The organism is Alteraurantiacibacter aquimixticola (assembly GCF_004965515.1).
Taxonomy (GTDB): domain Bacteria; phylum Pseudomonadota; class Alphaproteobacteria; order Sphingomonadales; family Sphingomonadaceae; genus Alteraurantiacibacter; species Alteraurantiacibacter aquimixticola.
Map to the genome: position 1 here is coordinate 704,410 of NZ_SSHH01000002.1, position 14,479 is coordinate 718,888.

Genomic DNA, 14,479 nt, shown 5'->3' on the forward strand with positions numbered 1-14,479 from the left:
CTGCCCTTAGAGCGCGATGCCCCAAGGGTCCAGAGCCTATCACTCGGGTTTTGCACGGTGGAAGGTATAGGACAGGGTGATCTGTTCCACGCCTTCCATATTGGGATCGTCCAGCACCGCCGGATCCACGTAATAGAGCACCGGCATGCGGACTTCCTGGCCCGGCTGGAGCGTCTGTTCGGTGAAGCAGAAGCACTGGATCTTGTTGAAATAACGGCCGGCCTGTTCGGGCTCGACATTGAAGGTGGCGGTCCCGGTCACGGGCACGCTGGAATTGTTGCGGGCGGTATAGGTCGCCATGTCGCGCTGTCCGATGGATACCGTGTCGGTCACCTGCACCGGACGGAAGGTCCAGGGCATGTCGGTGGCGGTATTGGCGTCGAACCGGATCGAGAAGCTGCGTCCGCCCGCGCTCGCCGCAAGCCGTTCGGCGAGGTCGGCTTCCGCCTCCGTCGCCACCTGCGTGGTGCCGCCAAAACCGGTGACGCGGCAGAAGAGGTCGTAAAGCGGCACCGCAGCATAGCCCAGACCAAGCATTGCCAGCGCGATGCCGAAAGCGATCAGCATGGTGCGGCGGTTGCGATGGTCCAGCGTGGCGGCGCTCATCAGTCGGTCATCCGCACGATCGTGATCATGTAGAACAACACGACAAAGCCCAGCAGCAGCAGGCCCAGCGCAAGGTTACGTGCCTTGCGGCGGCGGGTGAATTCCTTTTCCTCTTCGGGCGTCATGACAGCACCATCCTATCCACGACGAGGGCAGTAAACAGGGCAAAGAGATAGAGGACCGAGAAGGCGAAGAGGCGCTTTTCGGGCTTCATCGCATCGCCTTCCTCCGCCTCGCGAAAGGCGACGGGGACGGACAGCGCCAGGAACAAGCCAGAAAGCAACAGCGCGGAAATGCCGTAGATCGCGCCCGTGCCGCCGATGGCCCAAGGGACAAGGCTGATAAGCAGAAGGGCAATCGAATAGGCGAAAATCTGGCGGCGGGTCGCCGTCTCACCCGCGACCACCGGCATCATCGGGATGCCGACCTTGGCGTAATCGGTCTTCACGAACAGGGCGAGCGCCCAGAAGTGCGGCGGGGTCCAGATGAAGATGATGGCGAAGAGCAGCACCGGCATCAGCGTGATCTCGCCCGTCACCGCCACCCAGCCGATCAGCGGCGGGAATGCACCCGCGCCGCCACCGATGACGATGTTCTGGGGCGTGCGCGGCTTCAGCCAGATCGTGTAGATCACCGCATAGTAGATGATCGAGGCGGCAAGGATGATCGCGGCGAGCCAGTGCACGGCCAGCCCCATCACCATCACCGAGACGCCCGAAAGGATCATGCCGAAATCGCGTGCATCCTCGCGCCGCAGCTTGCCCATGGGCAGCGGACGCTTGGCGGTGCGCTTCATTCCGGCATCGATATCGGCTTCCCACCACTGGTTGAGCGCAGCAGCTCCGCCCGCGCCCAGCGCGATGCAGAGAATGGCCGTAAAACCGATCACCGGGTGGATGCTGCCGGGCGCGGCGAGCAGTCCGGCGAGGCCGGTAAAGACCACCAGGCTCATCACGCGCGGCTTGGTCAGCGCGTAGAAGTCGCGCCATTCGGCGGGCATCGTGGCAATTGGGGCAGCTGTGCTGGCCATGCTGGCTTGTTCGTCTTCCATCCTGTTCATGTGGCAGGGGCGCAACCGTTGCCGGCGCGCCCCCACCCCTTGACTGTCATCCCCGCAGGTGCGGGGCGCGCTGTCATCAGGCCTTGGCCGGGGCCGGGCTGATGTGATCGTCGGCCGAATGATGGTCCTCGATCACCGGCAGCGTTTCGAACTGGTGGAACGGCGGCGGGCTCGACAGCGACCATTCCAGCGTCGTCGCGCCTTCGCCCCAGTAGTTGGGTGCAGCCTTCTTACCGGCCACGAAAGCGTAGATGATGTTGATGAAGAACACCGCGACCGAGATGAGCGTGATTACATAGCCAAGGCTGGCAACATGGTTCCACTGCTCGAAAGCCGGGGTGTAGTCCGGATAGCGGCGCGCCATGCCCTGCAGGCCCAGGAAGTGCATCGGGAAGAAGACCATGTTGACGCCGATGAAGAAGATCCAGAACTGCAGGTGCGACAGGAATTCGCTGTGCATGCGGCCGAACATCTTCGGGAACCAGTAGTACCAGCCCGCGAACATCGAGGTGACCGCACCGAGCGACAGCACGTAGTGGAAGTGCGCCACCACGTAATAGGTGTCGTGCAGGTTATCGTCGATGCCGCCATTGGCCAGCACCACGCCGGTCACGCCGCCCACGGTGAACAGGAAGATGAAGCCCATCGCCCAGACCATCGGGCTCTTGAACTCGATCGAACCGCCCCACATCGTGGCGATCCAGCTGAAGATCTTGATGCCGGTAGGCACTGCGATGACCATGGTGGCCGCGGTGAAGTACATCTTCGTGTTCACGTCGAGGCCCACGGTGTACATGTGGTGTGCCCAGACGATGAAGCCGACCACACCGATCGCAACCATGGCATAGGCCATGCCGAGATAGCCGAAGACCGGCTTCTTGGAGAAGGTCGCCACGATCTGGCTGATCATGCCGAAGCCCGGCAGGATCATGATGTAGACTTCCGGATGGCCGAAGAACCAGAACAGGTGCTGGTAGAGCACCGGATCACCGCCACCGGCCGGATCGAAGAAGGTCGTGCCGAAGTTGCGGTCCGTCAGCAGCATGGTGATGGCAGCAGCCAGCACCGGCAGCGCCAGCAGCAGCAGGAATGCGGTGACCAGCACCGACCACACGAACAGCGGCATTTTGTGCAGCGTCATGCCCGGGGCACGCATGTTGAAGATGGTGGTGATGAAGTTTGTCGCGCCCAGGATCGAGCCGGCACCGGCAAGGTGCAGCGAGAAGATCGCGAAGTCGACCGCGGGACCCACGGACCCGGTCGTCGACAGCGGCGCATAGACCGTCCAGCCCGTGCCCGCGCCCAGTCCCACGCCGCCCGGCACGAAGGCCGAGAACATCAGCGAGAGGAAGCCGGCCACGGTCAGCCAGAAGGAGATGTTGTTCATGCGCGGGAAGGCCATGTCCGGCGCGCCGATCATCAGCGGCACGAACCAGTTGCCGAAACCGCCGATCATGGCGGGCATGACCATGAAGAAGACCATGATCAGGCCGTGCGCGGTGATCAGCACGTTCCACATGTGGCCCTGCTGGTCGAACGTGCCTTCACCGCCGAGGAATTCGACGATCTGACCCATGATCTGCAGGCCCGGTTCGGCCAGTTCCCAGCGCATCAGGCCGGAAATGCCGCCGCCGATCACACCCGCGATAATCGCGAAGATCAGGTACAGCGTACCGATGTCCTTGTGGTTGGTCGACATGAACCAGCGCGCGAAGAAGCCGGGCTTGTGATCGGCATGATCGTGCGCGTGTTCGTCGTGGTGGGCGTCAAAACCTTCTGCGGTAGTGGCCATGTTCGTCTCGCAACCTTGCTCTAATTCGTATCGTTACACTTGCGCTGGCGGAAATCAGGCTTCCGCGGCAGCCTCTTCGGTTTCGGCAGCTTCCTCGGCGGGCACTTCAACCTCGACCGCGGGCTCTTCCTCGCCGCTGATGGTGCCGCCCTGGGCCAGCACCCATGCCTGGTAGTCTTCCATGGACCGCGCCTCGATCGCGATCGGCATATAGCCGTGACGCGCGCCGCACAGTTCCATGCACTGGCCGTAATAGATGCCCTCTTCCTCGATGGTCAGCATCTTCTCGTTGATGCGGCCGGGAACGGCGTCCATCTTGAACCACAGCGAGGGGATGCCGAAGGCGTGGATCACATCCGCGCCGAAGGTCTGGATGCGCAGCGGCGTGTTCACCGGAACGACCATGCGGTTGTCCACGGCAAGCTGGACCGGCAGGTTGGCTGCCAGCGCATCAGCCTCAGGCATCATGTTCGAGATGACCTCGAACCCGCCATTGTCGACATATTCGTAGGTCCAGTACCACTGGTAGCCATTGGCCTTGATCGTGATCGCATCTTCCGGCGGCGCTTCGTACTGCGCTGCCAGCAGGCGGATCGAGGGAACGGCAATCACCAGCAGGATGATCACGGGAATCACCGTCCAGACGACTTCGATCAGCGTGTTGTGGCTGGTCTTGGACGGAACGGGATTGGCGCCACGACGATAACGCACCACCACCCACAGCAGCAGGAACAGCACAAAGATGCTGATCACGGTGATGATCGGCATCAGGATCGCATCATGCATCCACAGCGCATATTCGCCATTGGGCGAATATTGCTGCTGGAAGGTCAGGCCGCCCGGTTCGGGCTGGCCCTTGATCATGTCGGCACCAAAATGCTCGAATGCGGGCGCCTCTGCAGCAGCCTCTTCCACCACGGCTTCAGCCGATTCCGCATCCTGAGCCATGGCGGCTTGCGGAGCGAACACAAGGGTGAAGGCCGCGGCAAGGATTGTCAGGATATGCAGCCGCTTGCGGGCGATCTCGCCGAAATTCATCTGTCCAACGCTTTCCGTTCTGTTGCGGGCACAAGACATGGCCCATCAACCCTTCAAAAGGGCAATCCGGGCGCGCCTATACGCCCGCTTGCCCCATGCCTCAAGCGCTTCTAGGGAGATTTTTCACGATTGGCGATGCGGGCTTAGGTCCGGCCACCCGACAAATCACCGAAAGGCCCGTTGAACACCGATGACCGAAGACGAGGTTCTTGCCGAATTCCGCAGCAGCCAGGCGCTGCTCGAAGGCCACTTCAAACTTTCCTCCGGCCGCCACTCGGCGCATTACCTGCAATGCGCGCGCGTGCTGATGAATCCGGAGCGTGCCTCCAGGCTGGCGCTCGCCATCGCGCAGAAGATCCCGCGCGAGGTGAAGAGCAAGATCGACCTTGTCGTGTCGCCCGCCATGGGTGGCCTCATCATCGGCCATGAAATGGGCCGTGCGCTGAACAAGGATGCCATTTTCGTCGAACGCCCCACAGGCACTTTCGAGCTGCGCCGGGGATTCGCGATTCCCGAAGGCGCCAAGGTGCTGATGGTGGAAGACGTGGTGACCACCGGCCTTTCCAGCCGCGAGGCGATGGAATGCGTGCGCGCCGAAGGCGGCGAGGTGATCGCCGAGGCGGCGCTGGTCGATCGTTCAGCAGGATCGGTCGATCTCGGTGTGCCCTTCTTCCCGCTGGTGGCGATCAATTTCCCCACCTATGCCGAGGACGAATTGCCGGAAGATCTGGCCGCGATTCCCGTCACCAAGCCGGGCAGCCGCTCCGAAAAGAAGTGACATGAGCAGCACTCTCCGCCCCGAAAAGCTCAGGCTGGGCGTGAATATCGATCACGTCGCCACCATCCGTAATGCGCGCGGCGGGGACCATCCCGATCCTGTGCGCGCGGCGGAGATCGTCGCCCGCGTGGGCGGCGACGGCATCACGGCGCATCTGCGCGAGGATCGCCGCCATATCCGCGACGACGACCTGAAGCGAATCCAGGAAGCGACCGACCTGCCGCTCAACCTGGAAATGGCCGCGACCGAGGAAATGCTGGCCATCGCCCTCGCCCATAAGCCGCATGCCGCCTGCATCGTCCCCGAAAAGCGCGAGGAGCGCACGACCGAGGGCGGACTCGACGCGGCAGGCCAGGACAACCAGCTGGCGCCCATCGTCACCCGGCTCACCGACGCGGGTATCCGCGTCTCACTGTTCATCGAGGCGAGCGAGCGCCAGCTCGATGCCGCATTGCGCCTGGGCGCGCCGGTGGTGGAATTCCACACCGGCGAATATGCCCATGCCCATCTCGACGGTGATCCGGCACGGATGGAACGCGAGCTGAAGCGCGTGGCGGATATGGCCGCGCTCGCCGCCAAGAACGGGATCGAGCCGCATGCCGGGCACGGCCTCACCTATGAGAATGTCCAGCCGATCGCGGCGATTCCCCAGCTGGCGGAGCTCAATATCGGCCACTACCTCGTCGGCGAGGCGGTGTTCGTCGGGCTGGAAGCTGCCGTGCTGCGGATGCGCGAACTGATGGACGCCGCGCGATGATCATCGGCATGGGCAGCGACCTCTGCAATATCGAGCGAATCCAGAATTCGCTCGACCGTTTCGGTGAGCGGTTCACGAATCGCGTCTTCACCGAGATCGAGAATGCCAAGGCCGCGCGTCGGCCGCATACGCGCGCAGGCACCTATGCCAAGCGCTTCGCCGCCAAGGAGGCGTTCAGCAAGGCAGTGGGCACGGGCTTCAAGCGCGGTGTGTTCATGCGGGATATTGGCGTTATCAACGCCCCCTCCGGCGCGCCGACTCTCCGCCTTGAAGGCGGCGCGGCAGCGCGGCTGGTGGAGCTGACGCCTGAGGGCCATGGGGTCACCATTCATCTCACCCTCACCGACGATCACCCATGGGCGCAGGCCTTCGTCATAATCGAGGCGCATCGGCTGTGAGCGAGGACGACGGAAACGAGAAGAAGGGCGTCAACTGGTGGGCGGAAGCGCGCGGCCTGGTGCTGATGCTGCTGGGGGTGCTGGCCTTCCATACCTTTATCGCCAAGCCCTTCTACATCCCCTCGGGCTCCATGGTTCCGGGACTGATGGTGGGAGACCGGCTGGTGGTCTCCAAATATCCCTATGGCTGGAGCTGGGTTTCCGCGAGCTTCCATATCCTGCCGCGCGACGACTGGCGGATTGCCCCTGCCACGCCCGAATATGGCGATATCGTCATTGCCGTGCCGCCGAACCGGGCGGAGGATTACATCAAGCGCGTGGTCGCGCTGCCGGGTGACCGGATTGCGATGGTCGACGGGCAGATCATCCTCAATGGCGAGCCGGTGCCGCAAGCCGTCGAGCCGGCGGTGCGGCTGCCGACCGAAAACCAGAACATGTGCAGCAATGACGGCTTCTACGTCTCTCCCTGCCTCGACGTATTCGAACCCTATCGCGTGCGGCTGGAGGATGGCAGCGAGGTATATGAACCGCCCACCTATCGCGAAACGCTGCCCAATGGGGCGAGCTACCTCATCATCGACCACATGGATCAGTATCTCGACAATTTCGACGAGCTGACGGTGCCAGATGGCCATGTCTTCCTGATGGGCGACAATCGCGACCATTCGGCGGACAGCCGCGCCACCGTCGACCGTAAGGGCCTGGGCGGCCCGGTTCCCATCGCCGATATCGGCGGCCGGGCGGAGTTCATCACCTTCTCGCTCGACGGGCAGGCGACGCTCAATCCCTTGACTTGGATACCCGCTCTCAGGCCTGATCGGGCATGGACCAGCCTCAGGCCGCCGCTGGACGGGGCCGGCACAGGGGAAGAGAGCGCCGATGAATAGCGAGACCGACGCCGACGACATGGAGTCGATGGCAGCCAGCCCCACGCGCATCACCAGCGCCGAATTGCGGCATGAGGTGAACCGTGCGGCGGTTTGGATCGCGATGGCCGGGCTGGTCATGCTCGCCGTTTATATCTCGCAGAGCCTGCTGGTGATCTTCGGCGCCATGGTCTTTGCCGCGATGATCGATGGCGGCGCGCGCCTGCTGGGACGCGCGCTCAATATCGGGCGCGGCTGGCGGATCGCCATCGTGCTGGTCGGTGCGGTGCTGTTCCTCGTCTGGCTGGGCTATTTCGCCGGATCGCAGATTTCGCGCGAGGCTGCGCAATTGCCCGAAATCGTCGAGGAACAGGGAACGAAGTTCTTCGCCTGGCTGCGCTCCCTGGGGTTTTCGGTGGAGATTACCGACCTGCAGGGCATGATAAGCCAGGCGATCAGCGGTTTCGGCACCGTTACCCGCGCGCTGGGCGGCTTGCTGGGCGGGCTGACCACACTGTTGCTGATCACCATTATCGGCGTTTATATCGCGATCGAGCCGCGCCTCTACGAACGCGGCGTCGCGTGGATGCTGCCCAAGGGCAAGCGCCGCGATTTCCACCTGCTCTCCGTCCGTATGGCCTATACGATGCGCCGGCTGATGGCCGGGCGGATCGTGGGCATGGTGGTGGAAGGTGTGTTCACCTACTTCATGCTGATCGGTTATGGCGTGGTGACCGGCGATCCGATCCCGATGCCTGCATTGCTGGCCATCCTTACCGGCCTGCTCGCCTTCGTGCCCAATATCGGCGCGGTGGTTTCGGGCGTGCTGATGGTGATGGTGGGCTTTTCCGGCGGCACGGAGATGGGAATCTACACCATCATCGTTTATCTGCTGGTGCAGAATATCGACGGCTATATCGTGATCCCGATGATCGCCAAGAAGACGGTCGATCTCGCCCCCGCCCTGGTGCTGGGCGCACAGCTGATCATGGGCATACTGTTCGGCATACTCGGCCTGTTCCTGGCCGATCCGCTGCTGGCGATGATCAAGGTCGCGCTGGAGCGGCGCTCCGAACAGAACGAGGCAGGCGATCGCGCCGCGCTGGAAGAAGCGGACCGGCGCGCGCGCGAAGAAGTGGAGGCGGCCGCCGCGGCGGCAGGCAATGCGTAAGTTCCTCTATATTATCGTCGGCGGCATATTGCTGGTGGCCGCCGTGCTCTTCACGATGCGGCTTTATAGCGAGGAGCTGACGCAGCTCGCGCTGGTGCCCAGCACCGCTTTCGTGGAGCAGGAGCAGCTGGCCGACAGCGCCTATGCCGATCCCGCCATGTGGTTCTCGCGCCCCGGCATGGGTGCGCCGAACGATCCCGCACGCTGGCAGCCGGCCTATCGCGAGGTCGAGGGGGCCGAGACACCCGAGGCACAGGCGACGCCGGACATCGCCGCGCCGCCCAAATTCGCGGTGTTCTTCGTCCACCCGACCAGCTTCTTCGACAGCCAGCGCTGGAACGCGCCGCTCGACGACGGCGAATCGCAGGAATTTGCGCGCCTGTTCGTGAGGGGGCTCGGCAGCGCCTTCAACCAGGCGAGCGAGATCTGGGCGCCGCGCTATCGCCAGGCGACTTTCGGCGCTTTCCTTTCCGGATCGGAAGAAGCGCAGCAGGCGAGCGATGCGGCCTATGCCGATGTCGCGCTTGCCTTCGACTATTTCCTCGCCGCCGTGGATGCCGATACGCCGATCGTGCTCGCCGGGCACAGCCAGGGCGCGCTCCACGTGCTGCGCCTGCTGCGCGAGAAGGTGGCGGGGACAGAGCTGCAGGGGCGGATCGCCATGGCCTATCCGATAGGCTGGCCGATCTCGATCGAGCACGACCTGCCCGGCCTGCCCCTCCCCGCCTGCGAAGCAGCCGACCAGTCCGCCTGCATCGTCAGCTGGGCGAGCTTTGCCGACAATGGCGATCCCGCGCTGATGCTGACGAAGTACCGGCAGAGCAACGGCTTCGACGGCGAAATGCGAGGCGATAGCCCGATCCTCTGCGTCAATCCGCTGACCGGCACGGCAGGCGGCTCGGCCCCGATGGAAGCGAATCTCGGCACACTGGTTCCGAACGAGGACTTGACGAGCGGCGAACTGGTGCGCGGCGCGGTGCCGGCGCGCTGCAACGGGCAAGGCCTGCTGCTGATCGGCGATTCACCCGAAATGGGCGCGCATGTTCTGCCGCAAGACAATTACCACGTTTACGACATCCCCCTGTTCTGGGCCAATTTGCAGGCGGACGTCGTCCGCCGGGTGAGCGCATGGCAGACCAACCACTGATCACCGAAAATGCGGGCGAATTCCGCGACGCGCTGCCCGAGGGCGGCGCGCTGATCGGGCTCGACCTCGGCAGCAAGACCATCGGCACCGCCTTCTGCGATGCGGGCTGGAGCTTCGCCACGGCGGGCAAGACGCTGCCCAAGGGGAAGTTCTCCAAAGACAAGGCCGCGATCGAGGCGCTGGTCGCCGAACGCAGTGTGAAGGGCGTGGTGATCGGCCTGCCACTCAACATGGACGGAACCGCGGGGCCGCGCGCGCAGGCAAGCCGCGCCTTTGCCCGCAATCTTGCCGTGATGGGCCTGCCGGTACTGCTGTGGGACGAACGCTGGTCCACCGCCAGCGCCGAACGCGACATGATTGCGCAGGACACCAGCCGCCGCAAACGCGCCGAGCGGATCGACAGCCATGCCGCCGCCGTGATCCTGCAAGGTGCGATCGACCGGCTGGCTGGCGGGATTCTCTAGGCGAGTTCAAGCTCCGCCCGCCGCCGCTTCGCTTCGCCGGCAACAAGGCGGCTGCCATTACTCTCCGCGCGCCGCCATAGCGCATCACGCTCCTCGATCCCCAGCGCGCCCGCCTGCGCTTCCATCGCCACCAGCCGCATCCGCTCGCTGACATGAGTCCGGGCGAAATTCTCGGCAAGGTCATGCGCTTCGGGGCAATCGAGGCCCACCGCCACGCGCAGGAAGATCTCGCTCCCCCCGGCGCTGATGATGCCCGAAATCTCGTCCTTCTCCGGATCGAAGCGATATTGGTCGAGCCAGCCCTGCGCCCCGCTCGAATGCATGATGTTGATCGAGACGGAGAGGCTTTCGGGCGGCAATTGCGAATGCACGTCGCGATGCGCGCGGTAATGCATCAGCTTGCCGGGATCGAGCGTGGAGCGCTCGACGAAACGCAAATTCGCCTTCTCGCCAATCGCCCCGTCGACCGCCTCATAATCATACTCGTAATAGTCCGAGGCGTAGCCCGGCCCGAAATATCCGACGGTCAGGAAGTCGAAATTGTGGTCATGCGGCAATTCGTAGCTGAAGGCCGCATTGCCCGAGGCGCGGAAGGAGTGGTCGCCCCGGCCCGGCCAGAAATTGGCGCGCATGAAATGGTCGCGGCCCATGGGCGAGAGGGTGATGACCTGCGCGCCGTAGGCGCTGACATCGCTGCCGCCATCGACCGCATCCTTCAGCTGGTCGATCATCACATCGGCCAGGAAACCGCGATTGTTGTGCAGCCGCCGCAGCCAGCGGGCGGCGGACATCAGGCTGTCTTCGTCGAGCGGGTTGAATCCGTCGCGCTCCAGCGCCGAGAGGCATTCGTCGAGCGAGCAGGCGGCATCGTCCTGATAATCGATCACGCGGGGCATCAGGCATTCTCCAAGCGGGCAAGTTGCGGATGCTGTTCGACCAGCTGCGCGCGCAGCGCCCCGGCAGTATCGGACAGCGAATCGTTGGGATCGCGCGCCACTGCGCACAGGGCAGCGAAGCCCTCTGCTGTGTCGAGCGCGAGGCATTCGCGCATGGCTTGCCAGCGGAGGCCATCCTCGCCCTCGCGCCGCGCCACCTGGGCGAGCACCGGCGCGGCATCGGCGCGATCCATGCGGCCGAGCATCGCCACCATCAGCTCGCAGCGGCTACTCGCCAGTGTGCCGGCAGCCTGATGGATCAGTCTGCCCGTATCGCGGCAATATTCGCGCACCGGCTGCGGCCGTTCGGCGCTTTGCAGCAGGCGCAATGTGACGAGGCGGGTCTCCACCTCCTCCACCAGCAGCATCTCGCTCATGCAATCGAAGGCGAGGCGCGCGCCGCCTTGCAGCGCCACTTCCTCCTCGCCGAAATGCACCTGCTCACGCGGACCGCTGATCCGGACGATGCGGCCCTTGGCGTGACCCGCAAGATGGGCGTCGTAGCGCAGGTTCTCGCTGAAGCTGGCGGTGGGACAGTCATAATGTCCCGGCTCACGCGATTGCAGCAGGATCTGCGCGCGCCCGCTCTTGGCCAGCTGCAAGGTGGAAGCGCGGCCATCGAAACTGTTGCGGAAGGGCGGATGGCCCAGCGGGTTGGCGGCGATGGCAGCGCAGAAATGCCGCACCAGCGCCTGCATCAGCGCCTCTGCCTGCCCCTGCCCGGTGAAGATCGCTTCGAGCGAAGGACAATCCTCCAGCGCGGCCCCTTCGCCGAATCGTTCGAACTCGCCCAGCGCGTTGGCGGCATCGGTTTCCGCCCGCCACGCATTCATCGCCGCTTCCATGGCGGCCTGGGCCTGGCGCTGCGGAGCACGATCGCTCCGCAGCGCCGCGATGGATGGATCGACACGCATCGCTACAACCCGGCCGTCAGATGATGCCGCTGCCCGGAGGCTGGGTTTCATAGACGATGGTGGCGATCACCACGATGGTGTCGTCATGCCCCGGATTGGGCGTACGCATGGAACCGAACATGCCGGTCAGCGTGTTGAGATCGGGCAGGCTCGCCAGGTCGATCTTGGGAAGTTTCATCCAGTTTTCTCCTTGTGCAGGCGAGGCATCGCGCCCCGCTGCCGCCTACCTGCCTAGAGGTGTGCGAGAGGAGAAATTAAAGGATTGTAATGTGTTCTATATCAATGACTTGTGAGCGAGATTACCAACACAAGTCCCTCCGGCTCGCGGCCTTCGAACGGCAAGGGAAAGCGCAAGGCGTCGGCGCGGGAGCGATCGAGAATCGCCTGCGGCACCGCCGGATCGTGCAGCACCACATCCGCGCTGCCGAGCAGGCGCGCCTGCCGCAAAGTGAGGTCTTCCGGGTCGTTGCTGGCAAGAATAAGTTCGATCCGCCCCGACTCAGCATCTCCGCCCTCGCCTTCCAGCCATGCGTCGATCCGGTCGGCGGAGCCTTCCGCCAGCGGATCGAGCGGCCCGCCGGGCGACAGCGCGCGATCAAGCGCCTGTCGCCGGTCGGCCATCGCAGGCCATTTAGCTTTCACCTTGTCGCGCAGGTCGGAAAGGCGCTGCGCTAGAGTGCCGAGATCGGTGGGGAGCAATTGCTCCAGCCGCAGCCGCACCTGCTTGGCCAGCCCCGCCGATGCGCCACTGGTGCCGATCGCGATCAGCACCGGGTCGCGCTCCAATATGCTGGGCGTAGTGAAATCGCACAGGTCCGGACGGTCGACGACATTGACCAGCAGCCCGGCGCAGCGCGCGCGGATCGCGTCGGCCTCGCACATCGCCGCGTCCTCATGCGCGATGAAGGCAAGCCGGGCGCCCTTGTCGACGCCCTCCTGCAAATCGGCGATCACCTCCGCTCCGGCGCGCTCGATCAGCCGCCGCTTCGGCTCAGCCATGCCCCCCTCTCCCAGTACGATCACGGGTTGACCGGCCAGGCGATGGAAGAGGGGGAGTGACTTCATGCGCTTCTCAGTCGAGCCATTCGGGCACGCGTTCGGCGGCGTAGATATCCTCGGGCAGGATGCGGTCGGCAACGCTCGCCACCTTGTCCCCGTCCACCATCACCTCGGCCACGAAGCCGCGCGAATTGTAGGAGCTGGCCATGGTCGCGCCATAGGCACCGGCCGTGCGGAACACGGCGAGGTCGCCCGCTTCCAGCGCGTCGATATTCCGTTCCATGGCGAAGGTGTCACCGGTCTCGCAAATCGGGCCGACGATATTGGCGGTCATCTTTTCGCCCGTGGGCTTCACCGCATCGAAATCGTGCCACGCGCCATAAAGTGCCGGGCGCGCCAGATCGTTCATCGCCGCATCGACCACCACGAAGGGGGTACGATTGGAATTGCGCTTCACGCGGATCACCTCGGTCAGCAGCACGCCGGCATTGCCCGCGATCACGCGGCCCGGCTCAAACATCAAGGTCACGTCCCAGCCCTTGGTTACGCGCGCGACCATATGGCCGTAATCCGCCGGGCTCGGCAGCTTTTCGCCCGCCTTGTAGGGCACGCCAAGGCCGCCGCCGAGATCGACATGCGTCACCGTGCCGCCATGACTGCGCACCTGCGACACGATGGCGCCGACCTTCTCGAAGGCAAGCTCGAGCGGCTTCAGGTCGGACAGCTGGCTGCCGATATGAACGGCAAAGCCGCGCATATCGAGGCCGGGCAATTCGGCAAGGCGCATATACATCGCCACTGCCTGGTCGATCGGCACGCCGAACTTGTTGTCGCTCTTGCCGGTAGAGATCTTCTCATGCGTGCCGGCATCGATGTCCGGGTTCACGCGCAGCGCGCAATGGGCGGTGCGGCCAGCGGCATCGGCGATGCGGGCGAGCTCGACGCCTTCCTCCTCGCTCTCGATATTGAACTGGCCGATCCCGGCATCGAGACCCTGCATCATTTCGCGCGCAGTCTTGCCGACGCCCGAAAAGACGATGTCCTCAGCGGGCATGCCAGCCGCCATCGCACGTGCCAGCTCACCGCCGGAAACGACGTCCGCGCCGAAGCCTTCGCGCTGCATCACGCGCAGCACGGCAAGGTTGGGGTTCGACTTGACCGCAAAGGCCAGGTGGATCTTGCCGAGCGGCTGCAAGGCCTCACGGAAGACGCGCGCGTGGCGTTCCAGCGTCGCGCGCGAATAGATGTAGACTGGCGTGCCATATTGCTCGGCAATGCGGGCCATGGGCACGTCTTCGGCGTAAAGCTCGCCGTTACGGAGTTGGAAATGGTCCATAGTGTGTTTCGAATCTAACTTTCGGGCGGGAGATCGAAGGGATCGTCCTCGCGTTCTTCGGATTCGCGCCGCAGCTCCACGCTGCGCTCTGGCGCGGCAAGCGGATCGGTCTCCAGCAGCTCGTCAGGGGTCAGCGGATCGTCCGCGCCATAGGGCGCAGGCGGCAGGCCGGCTCCGGCTGCAGGCTCGAGGTCACCCACGCGCCCACAAGCTGCCAG

18 protein-coding genes are annotated in these 14,479 nt (G+C 64.2%); 7 read left to right on the plus strand and 11 right to left on the minus strand.

Annotated features, from left to right (window positions below):
• Nucleotides 1–39: 39 nt before the first annotated feature.
• The 5 genes from E5222_RS09920 to coxB form a co-directional block, all read right to left on the minus strand.
• A complete protein-coding gene (locus E5222_RS09920; RefSeq protein ID WP_136693594.1) occupies nt 40–606 on the minus strand; it encodes a cytochrome c oxidase assembly protein in 567 nt (188 codons plus the stop codon).
• On the minus strand, nt 606–731 hold the full coding sequence (locus E5222_RS16830) for a hypothetical protein (protein ID WP_281276760.1): 126 nt from the start codon (nt 729–731) through the stop codon (nt 606–608). The genes E5222_RS09920 and E5222_RS16830 overlap by 1 nt, the downstream gene beginning before the upstream one ends.
• On the minus strand, nt 728–1,666 hold the full coding sequence (locus E5222_RS09925) for a heme o synthase (RefSeq protein ID WP_169053544.1): 939 nt from the start codon (nt 1,664–1,666) through the stop codon (nt 728–730). Before E5222_RS09925 ends, E5222_RS16830 begins: the two co-directional genes overlap by 4 nt.
• Before the next feature lie 76 nt (nt 1,667–1,742).
• Nucleotides 1,743–3,458 carry a cytochrome c oxidase subunit I gene (gene ctaD / locus E5222_RS09930; RefSeq protein ID WP_136693595.1) on the minus strand — a complete coding sequence of 572 codons (1,716 nt, stop codon included), beginning with the start codon at nt 3,456–3,458 and terminating at the stop codon, nt 1,743–1,745.
• A gap of 54 nt (nt 3,459–3,512) precedes the next feature.
• Nucleotides 3,513–4,496, minus strand: a complete 984-nt coding sequence (gene coxB / locus E5222_RS09935; protein ID WP_136693596.1) for a cytochrome c oxidase subunit II — start codon at nt 4,494–4,496, stop codon at nt 3,513–3,515.
• A 190-nt stretch (nt 4,497–4,686) separates the two neighbouring features.
• Between coxB and pyrE the strand changes: the two genes are divergently transcribed.
• From pyrE to ruvX, 7 genes are read left to right on the plus strand one after another with little or no spacing between them, the layout of a single operon-like run.
• Entirely contained in the window at nt 4,687–5,274 is a 588-nt protein-coding gene (gene pyrE, locus E5222_RS09940) for an orotate phosphoribosyltransferase (RefSeq protein ID WP_136693597.1), read from the plus strand.
• Nucleotide 5,275: 1 nt separating this feature from the next.
• A complete protein-coding gene (locus E5222_RS09945; RefSeq protein ID WP_136693598.1) occupies nt 5,276–6,031 on the plus strand; it encodes a pyridoxine 5'-phosphate synthase in 756 nt (251 codons plus the stop codon).
• Nucleotides 6,028–6,429 carry a holo-ACP synthase gene (acpS, locus tag E5222_RS09950; RefSeq protein WP_136693599.1) on the plus strand — a complete coding sequence of 134 codons (402 nt, stop codon included), beginning with the start codon at nt 6,028–6,030 and terminating at the stop codon, nt 6,427–6,429. The genes E5222_RS09945 and acpS overlap by 4 nt, the downstream gene beginning before the upstream one ends.
• Nucleotides 6,387–7,316: a signal peptidase I gene (gene lepB, locus E5222_RS09955; protein ID WP_136693600.1), complete on the plus strand. Its 930-nt coding sequence runs from the start codon at nt 6,387–6,389 to the stop codon at nt 7,314–7,316. Before acpS ends, lepB begins: the two co-directional genes overlap by 43 nt.
• Entirely contained in the window at nt 7,309–8,466 is a 1,158-nt protein-coding gene (locus tag E5222_RS09960) for an AI-2E family transporter (RefSeq protein ID WP_136693601.1), read from the plus strand. Before lepB ends, E5222_RS09960 begins: the two co-directional genes overlap by 8 nt.
• Nucleotides 8,459–9,613 carry a DUF3089 domain-containing protein gene (locus tag E5222_RS09965; protein ID WP_136693602.1) on the plus strand — a complete coding sequence of 385 codons (1,155 nt, stop codon included), beginning with the start codon at nt 8,459–8,461 and terminating at the stop codon, nt 9,611–9,613. Before E5222_RS09960 ends, E5222_RS09965 begins: the two co-directional genes overlap by 8 nt.
• Nucleotides 9,595–10,077 carry a Holliday junction resolvase RuvX gene (gene ruvX / locus E5222_RS09970; protein ID WP_136693603.1) on the plus strand — a complete coding sequence of 161 codons (483 nt, stop codon included), beginning with the start codon at nt 9,595–9,597 and terminating at the stop codon, nt 10,075–10,077. Before E5222_RS09965 ends, ruvX begins: the two co-directional genes overlap by 19 nt.
• On the opposite strand, the gene E5222_RS09975 is transcribed toward ruvX, so the two are convergent.
• From E5222_RS09975 to E5222_RS09995, 6 genes are all read right to left on the minus strand, one after another.
• On the minus strand, nt 10,074–10,973 hold the full coding sequence (locus E5222_RS09975) for a transposase (protein ID WP_211196125.1): 900 nt from the start codon (nt 10,971–10,973) through the stop codon (nt 10,074–10,076). The genes ruvX and E5222_RS09975 overlap by 4 nt on opposite strands.
• Nucleotides 10,973–11,926, minus strand: coding sequence for a hypothetical protein (locus tag E5222_RS09980; protein ID WP_136693604.1), 954 nt, complete (start codon nt 11,924–11,926; stop codon nt 10,973–10,975). The genes E5222_RS09975 and E5222_RS09980 overlap by 1 nt, the downstream gene beginning before the upstream one ends.
• Before the next feature lie 16 nt (nt 11,927–11,942).
• Nucleotides 11,943–12,104 (minus strand): hypothetical protein, encoded by a 162-nt coding sequence (locus E5222_RS16530; protein ID WP_169053545.1) that lies wholly within the window; start codon nt 12,102–12,104, stop codon nt 11,943–11,945.
• Between the two features lie 101 nt (nt 12,105–12,205).
• Nucleotides 12,206–12,991, minus strand: a complete 786-nt coding sequence (locus E5222_RS09985; protein WP_136693605.1) for a precorrin-2 dehydrogenase/sirohydrochlorin ferrochelatase family protein — start codon at nt 12,989–12,991, stop codon at nt 12,206–12,208.
• Nucleotides 12,992–12,998: 7 nt separating this feature from the next.
• Nucleotides 12,999–14,261, minus strand: coding sequence for a diaminopimelate decarboxylase (gene lysA, locus E5222_RS09990; RefSeq protein WP_136693606.1), 1,263 nt, complete (start codon nt 14,259–14,261; stop codon nt 12,999–13,001).
• Nucleotides 14,262–14,275: 14 nt separating this feature from the next.
• Nucleotides 14,276–14,461 carry a hypothetical protein gene (locus tag E5222_RS09995; RefSeq protein ID WP_342773176.1) on the minus strand — a complete coding sequence of 62 codons (186 nt, stop codon included), beginning with the start codon at nt 14,459–14,461 and terminating at the stop codon, nt 14,276–14,278.
• Between the last annotated feature and the right edge of the window lie 18 nt (nt 14,462–14,479).

Coding starts and splice junctions, on each gene's coding strand:
- E5222_RS09920 (WP_136693594.1), bottom strand. CDS start 606: ATGAGCGCCGCCACGCTGGACCATCGCAACCGCCGCACCATGCTGATC.
- E5222_RS16830 (WP_281276760.1), bottom strand. CDS start 731: ATGACGCCCGAAGAGGAAAAGGAATTCACCCGCCGCCGCAAGGCACGT.
- E5222_RS09925 (WP_169053544.1), bottom strand. CDS start 1,666: ATGAACAGGATGGAAGACGAACAAGCCAGCATGGCCAGCACAGCTGCC.
- ctaD (WP_136693595.1), bottom strand. CDS start 3,458: ATGGCCACTACCGCAGAAGGTTTTGACGCCCACCACGACGAACACGCG.
- coxB (WP_136693596.1), bottom strand. CDS start 4,496: ATGAATTTCGGCGAGATCGCCCGCAAGCGGCTGCATATCCTGACAATC.
- pyrE (WP_136693597.1), top strand. CDS start 4,687: ATGACCGAAGACGAGGTTCTTGCCGAATTCCGCAGCAGCCAGGCGCTG.
- E5222_RS09945 (WP_136693598.1), top strand. CDS start 5,276: ATGAGCAGCACTCTCCGCCCCGAAAAGCTCAGGCTGGGCGTGAATATC.
- acpS (WP_136693599.1), top strand. CDS start 6,028: ATGATCATCGGCATGGGCAGCGACCTCTGCAATATCGAGCGAATCCAG.
- lepB (WP_136693600.1), top strand. CDS start 6,387: ATGGGCGCAGGCCTTCGTCATAATCGAGGCGCATCGGCTGTGAGCGAG.
- E5222_RS09960 (WP_136693601.1), top strand. CDS start 7,309: ATGAATAGCGAGACCGACGCCGACGACATGGAGTCGATGGCAGCCAGC.
- E5222_RS09965 (WP_136693602.1), top strand. CDS start 8,459: ATGCGTAAGTTCCTCTATATTATCGTCGGCGGCATATTGCTGGTGGCC.
- ruvX (WP_136693603.1), top strand. CDS start 9,595: ATGGCAGACCAACCACTGATCACCGAAAATGCGGGCGAATTCCGCGAC.
- E5222_RS09975 (WP_211196125.1), bottom strand. CDS start 10,973: ATGCCCCGCGTGATCGATTATCAGGACGATGCCGCCTGCTCGCTCGAC.
- E5222_RS09980 (WP_136693604.1), bottom strand. CDS start 11,926: ATGCGTGTCGATCCATCCATCGCGGCGCTGCGGAGCGATCGTGCTCCG.
- E5222_RS16530 (WP_169053545.1), bottom strand. CDS start 12,104: ATGAAACTTCCCAAGATCGACCTGGCGAGCCTGCCCGATCTCAACACG.
- E5222_RS09985 (WP_136693605.1), bottom strand. CDS start 12,991: ATGAAGTCACTCCCCCTCTTCCATCGCCTGGCCGGTCAACCCGTGATC.
- lysA (WP_136693606.1), bottom strand. CDS start 14,261: ATGGACCATTTCCAACTCCGTAACGGCGAGCTTTACGCCGAAGACGTG.